This window comes from Trinickia sp. Z7 (genome assembly GCF_056498045.1).
The window spans coordinates 1-14638 of sequence record NZ_JAUEQW010000006.1 but is presented as its reverse complement, the minus strand read 5'-3'; the positions used below and the strand labels follow the sequence as shown (position 1 = coordinate 14638).

General features: G+C 58.0%; 10 protein-coding genes and 3 pseudogenes. 7 read left to right on the top strand and 6 right to left on the bottom strand.

All coding sequences use genetic code 11. The annotated features are described in order from the left end of the window. Nucleotides 1–14 precede the first annotated feature (14 nt). On the bottom strand, nucleotides 15–209 hold the full coding sequence (locus QQS38_RS12470) for a hypothetical protein (protein ID WP_479645697.1): 195 nt from the start codon (nucleotides 207–209) through the stop codon (nucleotides 15–17). A gap of 80 nt (nucleotides 210–289) precedes the next feature. Between QQS38_RS12470 and QQS38_RS12465 the strand changes: the two genes are divergently transcribed. After that, nucleotides 290–1831 (top strand): IS3 family transposase, encoded by a 1542-nt coding sequence (locus QQS38_RS12465; protein WP_479645696.1) that lies wholly within the window; start codon nucleotides 290–292, stop codon nucleotides 1829–1831. A gap of 105 nt (nucleotides 1832–1936) precedes the next feature. On the opposite strand, the gene QQS38_RS12460 is transcribed toward QQS38_RS12465, so the two are convergent. From QQS38_RS12460 to QQS38_RS12445, 4 genes are read right to left on the bottom strand one after another with little or no spacing between them, the layout of a single operon-like run. Further along, nucleotides 1937–2602 (bottom strand): GAD-like domain-containing protein, encoded by a 666-nt coding sequence (locus QQS38_RS12460; RefSeq protein WP_479645695.1) that lies wholly within the window; start codon nucleotides 2600–2602, stop codon nucleotides 1937–1939. Continuing rightward, on the bottom strand, nucleotides 2599–4035 hold the full coding sequence (locus QQS38_RS12455; RefSeq protein ID WP_479645694.1) for a polymorphic toxin type 15 domain-containing protein: 1437 nt from the start codon (nucleotides 4033–4035) through the stop codon (nucleotides 2599–2601). Before QQS38_RS12455 ends, QQS38_RS12460 begins: the two co-directional genes overlap by 4 nt. Next, complete coding sequence (locus QQS38_RS12450; RefSeq protein WP_479645693.1) at nucleotides 4028–5452, bottom strand: DUF2169 family type VI secretion system accessory protein; 1425 nt, start codon at nucleotides 5450–5452, stop codon at nucleotides 4028–4030. Before QQS38_RS12450 ends, QQS38_RS12455 begins: the two co-directional genes overlap by 8 nt. Before the next feature lie 11 nt (nucleotides 5453–5463). Beyond that, nucleotides 5464–7566: a type VI secretion system Vgr family protein gene (locus QQS38_RS12445; protein ID WP_479645692.1), complete on the bottom strand. Its 2103-nt coding sequence runs from the start codon at nucleotides 7564–7566 to the stop codon at nucleotides 5464–5466. 269 nt (nucleotides 7567–7835) lie between these two features. Here QQS38_RS12445 and QQS38_RS12440 point away from each other — a divergent pair, with 269 nt between their 5' ends. The 3 genes from QQS38_RS12440 (at nucleotide 7836) to tssF (ending at nucleotide 11718) form a co-directional block, all read left to right on the top strand. Further along, nucleotides 7836–9002: a hypothetical protein gene (locus tag QQS38_RS12440; protein ID WP_479645691.1), complete on the top strand. Its 1167-nt coding sequence runs from the start codon at nucleotides 7836–7838 to the stop codon at nucleotides 9000–9002. Between the two features lie 137 nt (nucleotides 9003–9139). Further along, a complete protein-coding gene (locus tag QQS38_RS12435; protein WP_479645690.1) occupies nucleotides 9140–9778 on the top strand; it encodes a hypothetical protein in 639 nt (212 codons plus the stop codon). 101 nt (nucleotides 9779–9879) lie between these two features. Next, nucleotides 9880–11718: a type VI secretion system baseplate subunit TssF gene (gene tssF / locus QQS38_RS12430; RefSeq protein ID WP_479645689.1), complete on the top strand. Its 1839-nt coding sequence runs from the start codon at nucleotides 9880–9882 to the stop codon at nucleotides 11716–11718. 172 nt (nucleotides 11719–11890) lie between these two features. On the opposite strand, the gene QQS38_RS12425 is transcribed toward tssF, so the two are convergent. Further along, nucleotides 11891–12568 (bottom strand): hypothetical protein, encoded by a 678-nt coding sequence (locus tag QQS38_RS12425; protein ID WP_479645688.1) that lies wholly within the window; start codon nucleotides 12566–12568, stop codon nucleotides 11891–11893. 261 nt (nucleotides 12569–12829) lie between these two features. Between QQS38_RS12425 and QQS38_RS12420 the strand changes: the two are divergent. From QQS38_RS12420 to QQS38_RS12410, 3 pseudogenes are all read left to right on the top strand, one after another. Continuing rightward, nucleotides 12830–13219: pseudogene (locus QQS38_RS12420) on the top strand (ATP-binding protein); the annotation flags it as partial. Nucleotides 13220–13785: 566 nt separating this feature from the next. Next, nucleotides 13786–14034 (top strand): annotated as a pseudogene (locus QQS38_RS12415) (hypothetical protein); the annotation flags it as partial. 230 nt (nucleotides 14035–14264) lie between these two features. Beyond that, nucleotides 14265–14638: pseudogene (locus QQS38_RS12410) on the top strand (hypothetical protein); the annotation flags it as partial.

The window sequence follows — 14638 nt, the reverse complement described above, 5'->3', positions numbered from 1 at the left end:
TTCGGGTTGCATTGTCACCTTACCTTTTTCAGGATCTCTAGCAGAGCCTTATCAAAATCCCTATTAGTCATACGTAAAACACGCTTGGCGGCCTTCTGGTATGCTTTCTTGCAGCCCCCGTCGGCATCGTATTCGTCGATCTGCTTCAACATCGCTTCAACATCTCTGCGAGCGGCACTCGCCAAGTCTTCTGCGTCTTGGGGTGCCAATTTCAGATTCTTTGCTCCATATGTCGGGCTCACGTCAATAGGGGGTGCGGACGAAAACTTGGACTACCTGGAGGTAGTTCATGTACTCGTACGAGGATCGCATTCGAGCGGTTCGGCTTTATTTGAAGTTGGGTAAGCGCATCAGAGCGACGATTCGGCAGTTGGGCTACCCGACGAAGAATTCACTTCTATCGTGGCACCGCGAATATGAACGGTGTCATGATCTACGGACCGGCTACGTCCGTTCGAGGCCGAGGTATTCGGCCGAGCAGAAGAAGGCGGCCGTTGATTACTATCTGAGTCATGACCGATGTGCTGCTGCAACGATGAGGGCGCTCGGATATCCGAGCCGCGCGGTCCTCGCAGCCTGGATTGAAGAGCTGCACCCTGACATCGAAAAGCGCGTTATCGGCACAGTAACTGGCGGCGTTCCGAAATCCCATGAGGTCAGGCGGGAGGCAGTCATTGAACTGTGCGCAAGGGAGGAAAGCGCACGCGTGGTTGCACAGAAAACAGGCGTGAGCAGGCCGACGCTTTACATGTGGAAGAACCAGCTGCTCGGTCGCGAGGCACCAGCATCCATGAAGCAAAAAAAGAAACCGGCATCGAACCATGAGCGAGCGGAACTGGAGGAGCAGGTCGAATCGCTTCGACGCGACATCCGGCGACTGCAGCTCGAACACGACATCCTCAAGAAGGCGAATGAACTGATAAAAAAAGGGATGGGCGTCGACCCGCAACTCCTGAGCAACCGGGAGAAGACGATGCTGGTTGATGCCCTGAAACAAACCTACGCGTTGCCGGAGCTGTTGGAGGTATTGGGACTTGCTCGCAGCTCCTACTTCTATCACCGCGCTCGCCTGCTCGTCGCTGACAAGTATGCCGGCACGCGTCGCGTCATCGCGAACATCTTTGAGCTCAATCACCGCTGCTATGGATACCGTCGAATACGTGCAGCACTGGGCAGGCAGCAGATCCTTATCTCGGAGAAGGTGGTGCGACGTTTGATGCGACAGGAAGGTCTGACTGCGGCGACGACCCGGCGCCGTCGCTATGGCTCCTACCGCGGTGAAATAGACCCCGCGCCGGAGAACCTCATTGATCGCAACTTCAGTGCAGCCGCTCCGAACCGGAAATGGCTTACCGACATAACGGAATTCCAGATTCCGGCCGGCAAAGTCTATCTGTCGCCACTGATCGATTGCTTCGATGGTCTCGTTGTGAGCTGGTCAATCGGCACGCGGCCGGATGCAGAACTTGTGAATACCATGCTGGATGGGGCTATCGCGACGGTGGCCGACAGCGATGAACGGCCCGTGGTCCACTCCGATCGCGGAGCACACTACCGGTGGCCCGGATGGCTCTCACGTATGCGCGATGCCGGCCTCGTTCGCTCGATGTCGCGCAAGGGATGCTCTCCCGATAATGCAGCCTGCGAAGGCTTCTTTGGGCGCTTGAAGACGGAGTTGTTCTATTCTCGCGACTGGCGGGCTACGACCGTCGACCAGTTCATCGACATCGTCGACTCCTACATCCGCTGGTATAACGCCAAGCGGATCAAGGTCTCCCTCGGCTCTCTCAGCCCGCTCGAATATCGCGAGAGTCTCGGAATTGCGGCATAAACCAGTCCAAGATTTTAGCCGCACCCCCAGTGGGTCAGATTTAAATCGGCGTTGACACCTATGCGTAACGATGTGGCATAGAAGCCATTGTCACCGCGGGTAGCATTATTTTCTTTCAATTAGCTTGTCTATATCGACATTGGCGAACGGCGTTGAAGGGGGCGCCAGTTGCCGCAAAATCGTCAGATGTTGATCGAGCTTCACCTTGTGGAGGTGCTCCAACACCATCTTTCCACCGAAGACGACGGCAGGCTCGAATCCGTACATTTCATCTGGCCCGAGGCTACCGAGCGCTTTAAATGCCCGATCAAACAAGGGCTTCCCAAACTCATCGTCGAGATCACACTCGTCCTTAGAGAGTCCGAAGAACGCGCGAACCGAAATATCTAACTTCCGTTGATCCTTCTTCTTAAGATCCCGCTCCAATGCAAACATCGCGTGAGTCGCGCAGTTAACAGTCACACTTTGACCAGTCGACTCCCCGCAAAGGTATAGCTTGCCAAATGCTGTCCTCGCAATTGCGTGGAAAGCATCGACTTCTTCCAACCGCGATCCGTCTAACCACTCGTCAACCAAATCTTCGTACTCCTCTGGATTGACCAGCCAGACAAGTCCGTTGGCATACCCAGACCAGCCTTCTTGTCCCCAATACGTCAGCAGGCGATCGGGCAGCTTCCCCCGCCACTTCTCGATCGCCGCTTCGGGCGCATCTATTCGAGTGGTCGCTTCTCCAAACTCATCGATGAATACTCCAAAGTCTTCGTCCCTCATCGCACCCCCTTTCCTCGACAAGGCTCAAGTTTAACGTTCATTGTCTCATTAGCCCGGCCATTCTTGATAGCGTCCTCGGCCGCAGCATCCATACCCGCTACGCGTCCGTCTTGATTCCAACTGCTGCCAATGGAAGAGTTGACGTCGGCCCTACCCATGCCCTTCGGGTCCGGTTGCATCCACCCCCCGGCTACCATGTCCGGCTCATGTAGCGCAGCTAGCTTGCTCATGATTTCGCTAGTACGGCTTGCTGCTTCGGCTTTCGCTTGTGCCGCGCCCATACCACTCTCCATAAGGCTGTCTCTAATGCTGCGGGAAATACTGGCTGCATAATCTTTCCGATAGCTGGCCTGCGCGCCATCAGCAAGCGGGTTACGCCCAGAGCGTGCAAATGCATCTCGCGCTGCCTTGTATTCCGCAGCGGTCATGCTGTTGATTTGCTCCTGCTGCCGCTCCAGTTGCTGCGCCATCTCCTTGAGGTAGGCTTTTTGCTCCTCAGCAGACATCCGCATGAACTTCTTCTTATCGAAGGGATGGAAGCAGGGCACTTTGTGCTCTCGCTGCTTGACCTTAAACCCATCCTCGCCCTGCTTTGTTTCCTCGCCGCCTTCCGTCGTTGGCTTCTTCGTTCGAGTGGCTTCCTCTTCGGCTTTCCTAAGCTTCTCAGCTTCGGCAGCCTCTTTCTCAGCTCTCGCCGCAGCCTCGGCCTCTCTCGCCAATTTAGCGGCCTCTTCCGCAGCATGTGCCTCTCGCGCGAGCCCCGCCGCGCCCTTCACGAGCTTGCCTGCCGTCGTGACGATCTTCCCACCGGGGATCATGCTAGCAGCCGACAGTCCAGCGTCCACCATGTCGCCTTCGGCCGCGTAGATCCCCGCATCGGCAGCTCCAGTCACGATCCCCAGCCCCGGCACGAAGCTCGCAAGACCTAGCGCGCCATGCACCCACGGACTCGCCTTTCCCCACCAACCCTCTTCTTTCGGCGTCTCCGGTTTGACTGGCGGATTCGTGCTCGCACTGGGCTGCCCTCCGGCAATGGAGCCGCTAGGCGCCGGCTGCGTCACGTAGATGCCGGGACAATTCCCCCCATTAAGCGTACAAGGGTCTCCCTCGCGGATGACCGGCTTGCCGGAAATCCGCACCGTACTGGAACCCCTTACCGGCTTCACCTCGCCGCTCACCGTACCGCTCTTTACACCCTTGCAGGAACCTGCTGCGTCGCCGACGCAGCTAGGCTGTGTGCTTTGGCTTAGCACGTATGCGGGATCACCATTGAACCGCACGTTCGGCACAATACCGACGCTGCTGGACAAGTCCTCGGTCACCGGATAAGGCAGCGGCGGCGTGCTACTGCCGACAGGCGTCTTGTTGATCGACGGTGCGGTCGATACCGCCTTAAACTTCGCATTTTTTCGCGCCCCGAGCTGGCTAGCCATGCGCAACCTCTTCTTGTTCTGTCGGCATACGCGTCGTCACAGCTCGCGCGTCGTCACCCGAAAGCATGCGTGCCCCTAGCACTCGGATCAGCGGCTGCTTACTGAGCGTTGCTCGCCACACGCACGAAACCTGTCGCCTGTGCAAATCGATCAAAAGCGTGTCCAGCCGAGCGCTGAGTTCCCCGATCGCACCGTTTTCGAAGCGCACCAACAAGAACGGCAAATGCCCCGGTAGAGCGAGCGTGAGGACCGCGTTGCCTTGCGTATCTCGCGTCACTCCCGGCGTGTCCGGTGCACAGAGATTGACAAGTCGAATTAGCTCATCGCCGCGCAACGCATCCACCTGCTGATCAGGCCAAGCCGCGTTCCATACCGCAAAATCGAAATCCTCCGGCAACGCGGCATTGCTTTCGACGAATGCCTCATCGATTGTTCCAACTAGCTTGGCTCGTTCGGGATGGCCTTTGGGTCGCACGCCCAATCCAGCAACGAGCCACTCACCGCCGTCGAGCTTGCCGCGGCAAGCGCGATTGAAATCGTCGAGACCAATTGGACGGGACGGATATTCGATCTGTGGGGCCGCAACACTACGTACATCGGCCGAGGCCAGAAACCAATCGCGCGTGTACCCTTGACCGACCGGATTGAACGGATACGCATCGTGCGCGACAGGGGGCCGGGCCACGTCAGGATGCGCGTCGGTTTGCTCCACTGTTAGGCGATACTTTTGGGGGACTTTGCCTGCCGCGCTGTGATCGGCATCGATACGGCATTCACCACCAAACGCGCGCTCCAAGCGAATCGGCACCGGTTGTGCCGGCTCCGGCTGGGTCATTCGCCAGTACGGAAAGCGAACAATACCGAGTGTTCCGATTTTCAGTAGCGCGGCAGCGGCGCGCGTCCAACCCTTCAGCTTTACGAATCGGCGCTCACCCGTCACAACGAGCACTTTGTCGATCAGGCGTTCGCCCTGAGCATCCGCATGCTTGACTCGTTCGACCTCGGCCTGCCAAATGCGCATCGCCTCATCGGATGCCGGCATCAACGGATTAAGGCCATGCGGGCGTGCTGGTATGGGGACCGGTGTACCGGGTCGCATCACCGAAAGACGGACTTCGAATCGCTCCGGCACCGAACCGTCCGCCGGCTGTGGCGGATACGCCGTTGCATTGACGATCACGTCACAACGCGGCTTATACGCGCAAAGGTCGGACTCCTGGCGCACACTTGCTTGCAGGTTGTCGTCGAAGAACGCGTCCGCTTCACATAGCGGCTGCTGATCGTCTGCGAAGACCAATTCACCCGCATCGTTCCAGGTGAAGGTCTGCCGCAACACAACGGTATGAAAGCCCTGTCCTCGCTGATCGATGCCTTCAAACGCCAGCGCGGGAAACGGCGTGTGATTGACGAATTCCATGGCCAGGGCACTCAGTTGATGTCAACGTCCTTGCCATTGATCTGCACTGGCCCGGAGCCTTCGATCAGCACCTGCGTGCCGCTCAGCGTGATGTGCCCGTTGCTTTCGAGAATGAGCGAAGCGCTGCCTGTCTTCAGTTCGATCCTGCCGCCTGCCGTGATGGTGTAGGTCTTGCCGACCATTGTCGTCTTCGACAACCCCACCTCTTCCGCGCTGGCCAACCCCGCTGCCGTATTGATCGCGCCAGCAACCGTCACCGTATAAGCACCGCCGATCGTCAACGCCTTCGCCAAGCCCACGGTCTCGGCAGACGCGAGCGCGATTACCAGATTCTGCGCACCATCGATCGTTTCGCTGCGATTGCCGCCAACGTTCAGCGTCTCGTTGCCGCCTACGCGTTCCGTCCGATTCACGCCGATCGTGATCGTCTCGTTGTTGCCGACCGTCTCCGTGCGATCGTTTTTGACCTGCACGGTTTCGTCATGGTCGATCGTCTTCGCACGATCGTTGCCGACGGTATGCGACTCGTTGTTCTCCACCTCGATGCGCTGGTCCTTCTCCGCGTGAAGCCAGACCTCCTCTTGCCCTTTCTTGTCTTCAAAGCGAATCGCATTCGCGTTGGCGGACGTCGCTCCTTTGCTCGAACGCGTGAGAATGCCGCTTTGCGTCGCGCTTGCCGGCAAGGCCCACGGCGGCATGTTCTGCGCGTTGTATACCCTCGAAATGATCAGCGGACGATCCGGGTTGCCGTCCAAAAACAGCACGACTACCTCTTCGCCGATCCGGGGAATCTGGATCATGCCGAAGCCTTTCCCCGCCCACGGCTGCCCGACACGAACCCAGCAAGAACTCGACTGGTTTTTCTCTCCGAGTCGGTCCCAATGGAATTGCACCTTTACGCGGCCCAGTGAGTCCGTATAGATCTCTTCGCCCGCCGGGCCCACCACGACAGCCGTCTGCGGCCCAGGAATCGTCGGCCGGGGCATCGTCAGCAAGGGGCGATAAGGAATCTTCTTGCGGATACACGTGAAGCTACAGCTATAGGACGCCGCGCCTTTGCCTGCCTGATAGTTGTTCTGGCCTGAATGAGCGACCGTGAGAATCACGAGTTGCCGGTCTTCCGGTTTTCCAGTGTGGTCGTAGTGATCCTCGATCTCGAAGTAGCGCAACGGCATCAACCGCCGGCTCGTGCTGGTACCCGAGAACACCTTGCTGTGGGCGGCCAGCGCCTCTGCTCGAAAGCTGGCCAACTCATGGCCACGGTCGCGGTCCGGGAAGCATTGAGGGCCCATGTAATCATAGATCTCGTACGAGGGAACATCGCCCTGTTCGATTTCGGCCTTGCTCGTTTGATACCGGCGCGCATTGGGGACTTTGTAGTCGGCTCCTTTCAGCGCGACGTCAGTCGGCACGAGTTCACGCCTCGATTGCAACGAGGTGACGACATCCACATCGTCCAACATCTCGCCCTGCGAATAAGGCATCGACGGGCTACTGCCATCGATCGGCTTTGCGCTCGTCGAGCTGTCGGTCACGATCAGCTTATGACCCGCCTTCGTATGCTCGAAGTAAAAGAACAACCCCTCTTCCTGCATCAGGCGCAATACGAAGTTCAGGTCGGTTTCCCGATACTGCGTACAGTAGCTGCGGTTCGGCGTTGCCTTCGATAGCCGGAACTCATACGAGGCCAACGAACCGTAGCCTTGAAAGACATTTGAAATAATAGACTGAGCGGTCTGCTCTTGGAATATCCGAATGTCTTGCCGTCTAGAAAGCATCCATACCCACGGCCGGACCGTCGCGCTATATGTTGCCAAGCCGCCATCTGTATCCAGATGCGAGAAGTGTGTGACGTAACCGTGAAAATATCGCTGTTCCGAACTCGCAAACGCGCTGTTCAACTGAAGCGAAATCGTTACCGGTTGCCCGATCATCTGCTTGAGTTCGATATTCGGATCTTGCGAAGCGAGCCGCAGATGAAACTCGAACAGTTGCGATAGCCCTTCCGTGCCCTGGAAATCGACGAGCACGAGCTCCGACAACCCTTCCGGCACAGCCTTCAGACGGAAAAGGCGACTATTTTGGAATTCAGCAAAGAGGTCAGACATTTGCATGGGCTGCCCCGACGCGTCACAACACGAAAATCGCGCAATACTACCGGAAAACCATTGCATTCCCAATGGCCGCAACAATCTCAATTCGCTTTCCAGCAATAATTCCCTGATCACCCGCACAAGGAAGCAACTATTTCTGCCTCGGTTCAAAAGATTGTCTCGGGGCGTCGCTCTGCCTTATATTTCGGTCGTCCCTGTTGTGCCCTGCATAGCCGCTAAATGCTCGCAGTTGGCTGGGCTCTTTAATTCCGTCTTGATTCGTCACTGCCATGCCGAACGCCCCGTCCCGCTGGGAGCCATACTGTCATCGACCCGATGCCGAGTTTCACCTATCAAAGTTCGCCAGTGAGGTACTCGGTCACGATGCCGGCGTCATCTTCTTCGATGGCTCGGGGGCAACACGGCTTAAATCGGCCATGCCCGACCGGGACGGGGACACCACCGACCTGATCGTCTCCATTCAGCGTCCGCCTTTGTACCCGTTTGCGCTTCGGGGCACAGCGCGGTCACAGTCTTTTGCGGAATTCTCCCAGGGACTCGCGAAGAGTGCTTCGCGGGATGCTGGCAAGGCTCTTGATGCCGCCAACTATGTGCGCCATGCACTGGGGTCTTTCATTGGAAGCCATAAAACCGCATTCGATACCGGCAACACGGTCATTGATGTCGTGGGCGTGGTAACTGGCGTGCTCGCTGTAGCCGCCATCGGCGTCGAAGGGGCCGCGCTGATTCCCGCCGCATTTGCCATAGCCTCGCTCGTAGGCGCTCTTGGGCTCGTCGTCGCCGACGGCACAATGTCGTATTTCGAACTGACCGGCGACAAGGTGCACCAGCGGGAACTCGAGAATTATTGGGCGTACCAGTTGGTCGAGGCAGTCGGTCCGTGGATGGCCGTTCCTGATCTCTTGCTTGGTGGCCCGCGCGCGCTCGCAGAACAGGCTCGTACCTCGCTGAAAGTGCGTGCAATGAGCAACCGCGTGGATGCAGCCGAACAGGCACTGGCCGGCCAACGGGATGCCATCGACACATATCGGGAAGCGCACGCCAATAAACTCGACCAACCAAACATCATGACCAAGACCCAACGCATGCGCGCAAAAGCGAATCGCATCAATGGCGATCTGGTCCGGGCCAGAACCAAACTGGAAAAAATGAAGGGGAAACTCGCTTTGCTTCGGTGGCTAGAGCTGCCCGCCTACGGTGGCACCATTTTTGGCATGAGCGAGTATGGCGTCAATCCGCCGGACTTCGGCCAAACCCGTCAATCGGTCAGCCAGGCGTGGCACGACGCGCGGACACACGCGACAGGGACGCCGGACCCACACCACCCGGCCCACGCTCTCGTACCGAGCCAAGTAGCACCGCACGCAGCGGGAGACATCCGTCCCGTCATGCAGTTTCAGGTCAGTGTCCGACCAAATGCAGGAGCATCGCAGTGAGTCCGAGGAAGTCCCAGCGCACCGTAGCCCGGCCCGAACTGCGCCGGCTCCATCAAACAGGGCAACCGGAAAACCGACCTCCCAGAGCACCGTGGTCAGCAGCTTTTGCGAGTGCGGGCTTTTGCCTCGTGGCGGCCATGATCCTTATCGAGGTTTATCTGTGTTTGTCGGATCTCCTGCAATTCAACTTTGCAGGCCCGGGGTTCTTGGGCATGTGGGTCGGCATCAGTGCGATCCTGCTGTCGTTCATTGTAGGCATTGGGCGAGGCAAGCTGTGGGCAGTCAAGCTGCTGCGGTGGTCGACCTACGTCCTCACAGCGCTGTATCCCGTCGTCTTGGTGTACGCCGTTGAAATGTATTCTGGCACCTCGCCATTCGGCAAGCCGTTTGCCTGGATCACCTTCATTTTTTCGGCGATCCAATTGCCGCTGTTCTTCCAAATCTATCGCGCGTTCAGGCGCGTTCGCTGGCTCGATCCCAAGTCGCTACCGAGCGAATGGGAACCGCCGTCTTCGTTCGTCGATCCCGCTCGCACTGCCCCCTTACCAAAGCGGGGCTTCTTCGGATGGTTGTTCACGTGCGTCGTTATCCTCGCCATCCTGATCCGGTACTACACCGGCATCCTCCAGATGGAATGGCTCGGCGTATGGTTATCGAGCCACGATATATGGAAAGAACTCGGAGCGATCGGCGCCTTGCTTACCCCGGTTCTTGTGTTGACGTTTTGTTTTGCGACCAGACGGGCAGCCTTCTGGCATCGACGTATCGGCGGGTAAGGCGTGGGGACATGCCCCCTGATAGCCCCGCCTTGATTTCCTTCGCACGCGTAGAGTGTGTGCTCGCACCCTCCAGAAAACGCCCCACGAACGGCGCCTCCATGGACGATTACGAAAAACTTCTTCCGTACTTCGAACGCGAACTCGCACAACTGCGCCAAGACATGCTTCAGTTCGAGCGCTCGTACCCCAAAGCAGCCGCTCGTCTTTCGATGTCCAGCGGGAAAACGGAAGATCCCCATGTCGAACGCATGCTTCAGTCCGCTGCCTGGCTCAACGCCAAAGCAGCGAGACGCATAGACGATCACTACCCGGAATTCACCGACGCGCTGATTGAAACGGTCTTTCCCGCCTATTTGAGGCCCATTCCCTCCTGCTCAATCGCGCAATTCGATGTCGCCGGCATCTTCGATGGGCTTACGCGCACGATCACGATGCCCCGCGGCACGGAGCTCGAGCACCGTCCGTCGCTATGCCGGTTCAACACAGCGTGGGATGTCACACTCTCGCCCCTCGGTATCACGCATGCCCAGTTCTCACCGCCGACCGCCGCACCCGTTCTGGCCGCCGGTGCGTTGCCGACCGACACGGCCGGTATCATCTCCATCGAATTTGAATCACCGGAACATGCACTGACATCCGAAAGCGAACTCCTGCCGCAGACGCTACGGGTGTATTTGCATGGTGATCGGTTTCTCGCGGCGGCCTTCATCGACGCGCTGCTATTGCATCCGCAGACGGCGTTCGTCGAAGCCGACGGCAGCCGCCGTTGGCATGCGCTCGAAAGTAATCCAGCTTTCGCAGTCGGCTTCGACGATGACGAAGCGATCATCGACGAATCGAAACATGAGAAGCAACCCGCGCTACGGCTACTGCTCGAATATGCCGCATTCCCACACAAGTTCCGATTCATCGATATCAACTTCGCGGTACTGCTACGTACAGCCGGTCCTTGCAGTAAACTCGCGTTGCATTTTCCGGTCTCGTCCAAAGCCGCAGACGCGTCGGCGATGCAACGCTTCGGTCTGTTGAACGCGCGTCATCTTCGACTCCATTGCACGCCGGTTGTTAATCTGTTCGCAGCGGATGCGAAGGCCGTCGATGTGACGACCGAGACACAAACGTATCCCGTCGTGCCGCCAAGCGGCGATGGCGCAGCAGCCGTCATTCATTCGATTCAGTCCGTGCGTATGATGCACGGCCCGGAAGGAGGCAAGCCAGGCGCCGAAATCCCTCCGTATAAGTCGCTGCAGCATTGGTCGCCTGTTGGCGTGTTCTGGATACAGGAAAAGAATAGTTGGGAGATTGGACACGGCACCGAAATTCGGCTCGTCAACGTCGACGATCAACCGGTGACACCCGACGCATCCAAGCTCGCGATCGGGCTGATGTGCACGAACGGTCAGGCGCCGCGCGCGATCGATATCGGGGCTCCCGGCGGAGACCTGCACAGTGAGGAGATGAACCTCAGCACCCCGATCACAATGCTCGTGCCGCCCTCCCCAACCAGTCAACCGCCGAACGAGGACCGCGCGCTGTGGCGGCTGCTGTCAACCCTATCGCCCAACCACGCGGCGCTTTCGCCTGGCGGCATTGTCGCGCTACAGGCACTGCTGTACCAGTTCGCAAAAACGGCCCCGCCCGATGCGAGCAGATATGTGACCGGAATCACTAAACTCAACGCTCGTTCGATCAAGAGGGTCATGAACATCGCGGCCGTTCCGATGCCCGTTCTGGTGCCTGGCATTCAGGTCACTTTGACGATCGATGAAACAGCCTTTACTGGCCATGCGCTGCATACGTTCACGCAGTTAATGGAGCGCTACTTCTTGCGGTACGCACAGGGAGACTGCATCGAGCTGGCGGTTATGTCGCCGCGCGGAACGGTCATCTATCATGGAGAACCGCAGTTGGGACCGGAGGAGTTCGCGTTCGTATAGTGGTCAAGCGGCGGCTTCAAGGAACCTTTTGCCGCCCCGCCTTGATCACGTCGTCGAACTTCACGGGTGCGTCATCGTGCGCGGCGCATTCGAGTGGCAGCGTCACGCCGTAGGGCAACTGCACCGGTAGCCGCACCGGCGTCGTTGCCTTCGCCGATTCGTATCCGTGCGGTTACTGTCGCGATCTCTTGCAGTCAGTCTCTTCCTGCTCGATCGGCATGATTGTCTTAAGTTGAAGTTTATTTAGAAATGTGACTGGGATCTCCGGGAGATCGGCGGCCGTATATCGAATCGCGCGACGGGGGTTGTCGAGTAAAGGAAGAAAGCGCTCGTGCAAGTTCGTACTCCCGCACATTTCCGGGTCGGCAAGGTCGTAAGTGAATGCGATTCTGGCCGCCAGCGCAGCCGTGAAGTTCGAACCACCGAGGATGGCTTCCGGTGCCACTGCAACAAACATCATCATGTAAAGGCTGATAGGCAAAAATCTTGGGCCATTTTCCTTCAACGCCACCCAAAGTTTCGCTTGAGAGTTTAGCCTTTTACGTTTACTAGGTGGCGGGAAAAACATCGTCGTAAACATCCCGATGAACAGCAAAACTACGGATGCACCCGCGACCATAAAGCTTGCCAGCCCAAACACGCCGAAAAACGTAGTCGCGGTGACCGCCGAGGTGAATCGCGATGAGTCGACTCCCATCAGTGTTGTGATAGTCGATGCCGCCGTCGCATGCGAATACCACGTTGCGAGGAGCACAGCGACCGTGGCTAGCAATCGCACGGCGGTATCGTCGCAGAAATTCTTAACCTTCTCTTCTTGATAGACAAGGTGGAAGATGATTGCGACCGGCACAATGCTCGTCCAGATTAGCGACAAAACATTAAGAATTGGCCCGTGAGCCCGGACACCGAAAGTTCCGACGACCTCAGCCGAGAATGCAATGCCTGTACCAATTTGTACGTATTTACGGGAGCATAGTTTGAACAGGTAGTGATCGACCTTTCTGAAACGCCTTCGCAGCCTCGCAAACGCATATCTTACGACTCTTGTATGGAGCGCACGCCGGATCACCAACGACAAAGAGGCTATCGCCTTGCTTATGCACCACACGCGCCCATGGTCTCGAAGGCGCATTTGATGGCGCTGGCCACCGGCGATTCGTGGCTTGAGAAAGGTGCCACGATCCTCCTGTTCGGTCCGCCTGGAGGCGGCAAAAGTCATCTCGGGTCTGCCATCGGACACGCCCTGATCGACGCCGGCTATCGCGTATTGTTCACGCGCACCGGCGAAATCGTGCAGAAGCTCCAGGTCGCACGTCAGAGTCTGCAACTGCCTTCGGCGCTCGCGAAGCTTGACCGGTTCGACCTGATCATCCTCGATGATCTCTCGTATGTGAGGAAAGACCAGGCCGAAACCAGCGTGCTGTTTGAGCTGATCGCCGAGAGGTATACACCTTCACTGCCGTCGACAGCATCATCATCGCGGCCCCGCACCGATACGGTCGATCATCGCCTGCAGCAAAGGCTCGAGCGCATACGCAGGCAGTCGCAGCCGAACTCCGTCGCCCAAGATCAACTCCGGCACATCGCACGAATTGCCGTTGCCAGTGGCGCCCATTGCGCGATCGACGATGCCAACGCGCATAAAGCCCGCCAGAGTCTGCGCAACTGCAGCCGTCGCCCCCGCGCTCTGTTGCACGTCGCCACTTCGCTCGGCATGGCTAGCAAGCGTCAAGTACCTCGTCATCGAGGAACGGGAAATCCCGCTGCGCTCGCTATAGGCTTGGATCGTCAATCCGCTTGCCCGAAACTCGCCTATGACCTCTCGCCACGGCCGCGTGCCACGCTTACCCTGACTTCTCGCCGGCGGCGCCGCTACACCCGCCGCGTCCCCAGACACCATCTGCGTTTCCTGCATGAATATCCTCCCGTCATCGCAATGGGAGAATCGTCAGCGATCAGCGACGTTCGCTCAATAGCGGGGATTCTCGGGCGGATACGATTGCGCGTCAAAATGAAAACCGTCGCCGGCTCACGGTGGACGGCGTTGATCTGCGCAATGCGTTCCACCCTCATGGCGTCATTCAACGACGCAGCAGCGGTTTTAGTATGGCCGACTTCGGGCCAGACCAGGATTGCATCCAGATATTCCTGACGTGGGAGCTTCCGATTGAAGACGTCCATGTCGCGCGCGCGCTCGAGGTGGCATTCGATATCGACACTTCGGCCTCGCTGCAACGGGATGAAGAGCAGGTCTTGTTGAACGGCGCACCGGCTGCTGTGTGCTCGGAGTCTGGTCGCTGGTACCGGGTTGACTGATCGCCCGCGTCACCGATCGGCGACGCACGACCCGAAGGGGACGTACAGGTTTCCCTGAAACGGCCCTTCAAAATCGGGCATCATTCAGTTGCTTTGGAACCAGCAAAAGCCGCGGTCCACAACCTCAGTCGGGCTAAATAAGCACAATGAATCTTATCTCGAGGATTTTCGGGGCTTGCTCACCTTCGACGGTTCCGGCACAGACGGTCTATTTATCGCCGAGTGAACCGATGTCCCTTCGCACTGCGCTTGAGACCATTGCCTCCAGCACCGATCAAGAATTCGTCGCGCAATGTATATCACACTATTCGGGCTACGTAAGGGAGGCGGCGATTGCGCGGGCGGTCGAGCTGGGCGGCAGTTCGTCTTTAGACTCGATCACAAAGCGCGTGAACGATTGGGTACCCGAGGTGCGACGATCCGCGATGAACGCGCTGCTTACGCTTTTGGCGATCGTTCCCGCCGAGCACTTTGTCTCCATCATTCCACGACTGCGCGGTCTCATGCTGGCCACGCGTACGGACCACAGATCTTGGTTGTTCGAGTTTGAACGGCGCCTCGTGGAAGCAGGCGGAACCAAAGCGATTCTCGCGGCAATAACCGG